Origin of the sequence: Mucilaginibacter sp. (assembly GCF_041663085.1) — a bacterium.
In the GTDB taxonomy this organism is placed as follows: Bacteria; Bacteroidota; Bacteroidia; order Sphingobacteriales; family Sphingobacteriaceae; genus Mucilaginibacter.
In genome coordinates, this window is record NZ_JBAZRC010000252.1 from 1 (window position 1) to 2,756 (window position 2,756).

General features: G+C 42.2%; 4 protein-coding genes and 1 pseudogene. 4 read left to right on the forward strand and 1 reads right to left on the reverse strand.

Translation table 11 applies throughout. From position 1 onward, the window contains the following. Window positions 1-347 (forward strand): annotated as a pseudogene (locus WC615_RS23210) (TetR/AcrR family transcriptional regulator); the annotation flags it as partial. Window positions 348-461: 114 nt separating this feature from the next. Here WC615_RS23210 and WC615_RS23215 read toward each other — a convergent pair. Further along, window positions 462-872 carry a hypothetical protein gene (locus WC615_RS23215; RefSeq protein WP_372980402.1) on the reverse strand — a complete coding sequence of 137 codons (411 nt, stop codon included), beginning with the start codon at window positions 870-872 and terminating at the stop codon, window positions 462-464. A gap of 108 nt (window positions 873-980) precedes the next feature. On the opposite strand from WC615_RS23215, the gene WC615_RS23220 reads away from it, so the two are divergent. From WC615_RS23220 to WC615_RS23230, 3 genes are all read left to right on the forward strand, one after another. Then, entirely contained in the window at window positions 981-1,613 is a 633-nt protein-coding gene (locus WC615_RS23220; protein WP_372980403.1) for a hypothetical protein, read from the forward strand. Further along, entirely contained in the window at window positions 1,610-1,912 is a 303-nt protein-coding gene (locus tag WC615_RS23225) for a transcriptional regulator (RefSeq protein WP_317173758.1), read from the forward strand. Before WC615_RS23220 ends, WC615_RS23225 begins: the two co-directional genes overlap by 4 nt. A 57-nt stretch (window positions 1,913-1,969) precedes the next feature. Continuing rightward, window positions 1,970-2,756 (forward strand): inner membrane CreD family protein (locus tag WC615_RS23230; RefSeq protein ID WP_372980404.1); only part of this gene is annotated, 787 nt, incomplete at its 3' end.

Genomic DNA, 2,756 nt, shown 5'->3' on the forward strand with positions numbered 1-2,756 from the left:
AAGCACACCTGAGCAGCCTCATCATGAAAACCTGCCGCCTCTCATACACCGTTTGCAACGAATTTATCGGCTGGGATTTTATCCGCGAAAGCACCAACTCGCAGGATTTTTTAAAGAACCTCTCTACCGAACTGGAAGAACTGCTGGTACAATCATTTACCCAACTGCCCGGCATCCGCAAGCACGAGGGTTACCACCAGCGCATTCGTTTCCTTATTAAATGCAGCAAAAGTATTGTATTCAGCTTCGCGTTTACCTCGGTAAGCGATAGCGATGTGCGCAAAAATTTTGTGTCTTTCCAAAAAGAGATCCTGCCTTATTTGGTAAAGGCGGCGATCCTCGTATAAAAGAGAAATGTCATATCGAACGAGGTACGAGGAGATATCTTGTTCATTCTGCAAAGTCGCCATGTGTTTCGAACAAGATTTCAAGATCCTGGTATTAGTAGGTTCTATACCCTATTATCTTAGGATAAACACCTCTATTTTTTCTATCAGGCTTGGGTTATTAAAATAGCATGCTGTTTCCAGCGCGAGTGTTGGAATATGCCAACCGCTATCATGATCGAATGGCGCCAATTCTCCGGATGCATTGTATGTTATTTTTGCAACAAGTTCGGCAAGAAACAGGTATCCTTCAGGTTCGTAACTTTTATTATCCAGTAAAAATTTTCTAATTTCACTAAACTGATTATGTGCTTCTTTCCATCTACTACTATCTTTTATAATGCTTTTAAGCCCCACTATGGATTGCGGTATAATATCCACATATTCATCAAAGGCCGAAAGTATTTGTAACCCCCAGTTTGGTCTGTCCTGGTTTTTAATTCGCTCAAAAATTTGTTTACCTCTTTCTAAACCGTTTTTATCCATGTCGATTAAAGATAGGCGATTGTTCCAGCGTCAATATATATTTATTTGAAAATAATATTTGCAACTCCCAATTTTAATAACTTACTTTGAATAACAAAGTACTTTTAAGTGAAAGAAAACGAAATACAGGACGAGCTAACCTCCATCCGCAGTTTGATGGAGCGTTCCTCAAAGTTTATCTCGCTCAGCGGCCTTAGCGGTGTGCTGGCCGGGATCTACGCGCTGATAGGCGCGGCGCTGGGTTACAAAATTATTTATGGCAGCGGCGGCTTCTTCAGCTACCGCGAATACGTAATGGCCGATGTTAACCGGCAACCCATGAGCCTGTACACCTTGATCCTGATTGCCCTTGCGGTATTGGTAGCATCTATAGTAACAGGTGTGGCACTTACCTTCCGCAAAGCGAAAAAGAAAGGGCAGCCGGTTTGGGGCAATACCAGCAGGCAGCTTTTGTTTAATATGGCGGTACCGCTTTTTACCGGTGGCGCTTTAATGCTCGTTTTAATAAACCGCGGGTACTTTGGTGTGGTAGCATCAGCATCATTGATATTTTATGGCCTGGCATTGGTAAACGCAAGTATTTTTACTTTTAAAGATGTACGTTACCTGGGTATATGCGATATTTTTTTAGGTTTGCTGGCCGGCCTATTGCCCGGTTACGGCCTGCTATTTTGGGCTATTGGTTTTGGCGTGCTGCACATTGTTTATGGTAGCATCATGTACTTAAAATACGACCGGTGAAGATTCCATTTGAAAAACTTGATAAGGCGTTCGAAAACCGGCTGCGTTTGCAAATAATGAGTGTGCTGATGGTGAACGAGCGTTACGACTTTAACTCGCTCAAGGAGCTGCTTGATGCGTCGGACGGCAACCTGGCCTCGCACCTGAAGGCTTTGGAGAAAGAGGAGTACATTACCGTGCACAAATCGTTTTTGGGGCGCAAGCCAAATACCAATTACGAGGCCAGCGCCAAAGGGAAGCACGCATTTAAGCAACACCTTGATGCTTTGGAGCAGATCATAAAAAATCAGAAGATCTAATAACTATATTTTTTTTACCCTATTACTTTGTAATTCAAAGTACTTTTAAATAAAACAATGATAGAAGAACAAAAATCAGCTTTAAGAAGCATCATGGATTGGTTCAGGGAATCGATCACCATTAAATTGGCCTTCATCGGCTTTTTGATATTGGTATTACTGATACCATCGTCATTAATTGACGACCTGATACGTGAGCGTGCCGGCCGGCAGGAACAGGTGGCCAATGATATTGCCAGCCAGTGGTCGGGCGCGCAAACCATAAAAGGCCCGGTGTTGATGATACCGTACCGTAAGACCGTAAATTTTACGGGGACTGATAATAAACAAGGCACTAAGGAGGTAATAGAGAACCTTTACATATTACCCGAAAATTTAAATATAAAGGCCGTTTTAAGTCCTCAAAAACGTCATCGCGGCATGTTCGAGGCAGTAATATATAATTCAACCATTAAAGTAACCGGTAATTTTGCCGGCGCCGATTTGGGGATGTTCTCGTTGTCGCCCGATAAACTGCTATTAGATAAAGCCCGTTTTTTATTCAGTATATCTGATCTAAAGGGATTAAAAACCAATCCAATAATTACAGCAGGGGGAATGAAATTAACTGCGCAGCCCTCATTCAGCAATGATGATTTATTTATTAATGGCTTGCAGGCCGGGATTAATTTGAGCAATGTAAAGGACGGTGCTTTCGACTTCAATTACACACTTGAACTTAAGGGGAGCCAATCATTAAACTTTTTACACTTAGGTAAAACTACCGATGTGGAAGTTAGTGGCAAGTGGCAAAGTCCAAGTTTTCAGGGTCGTAATTTGCCTGATGAAAGCAAGATAGATGAAA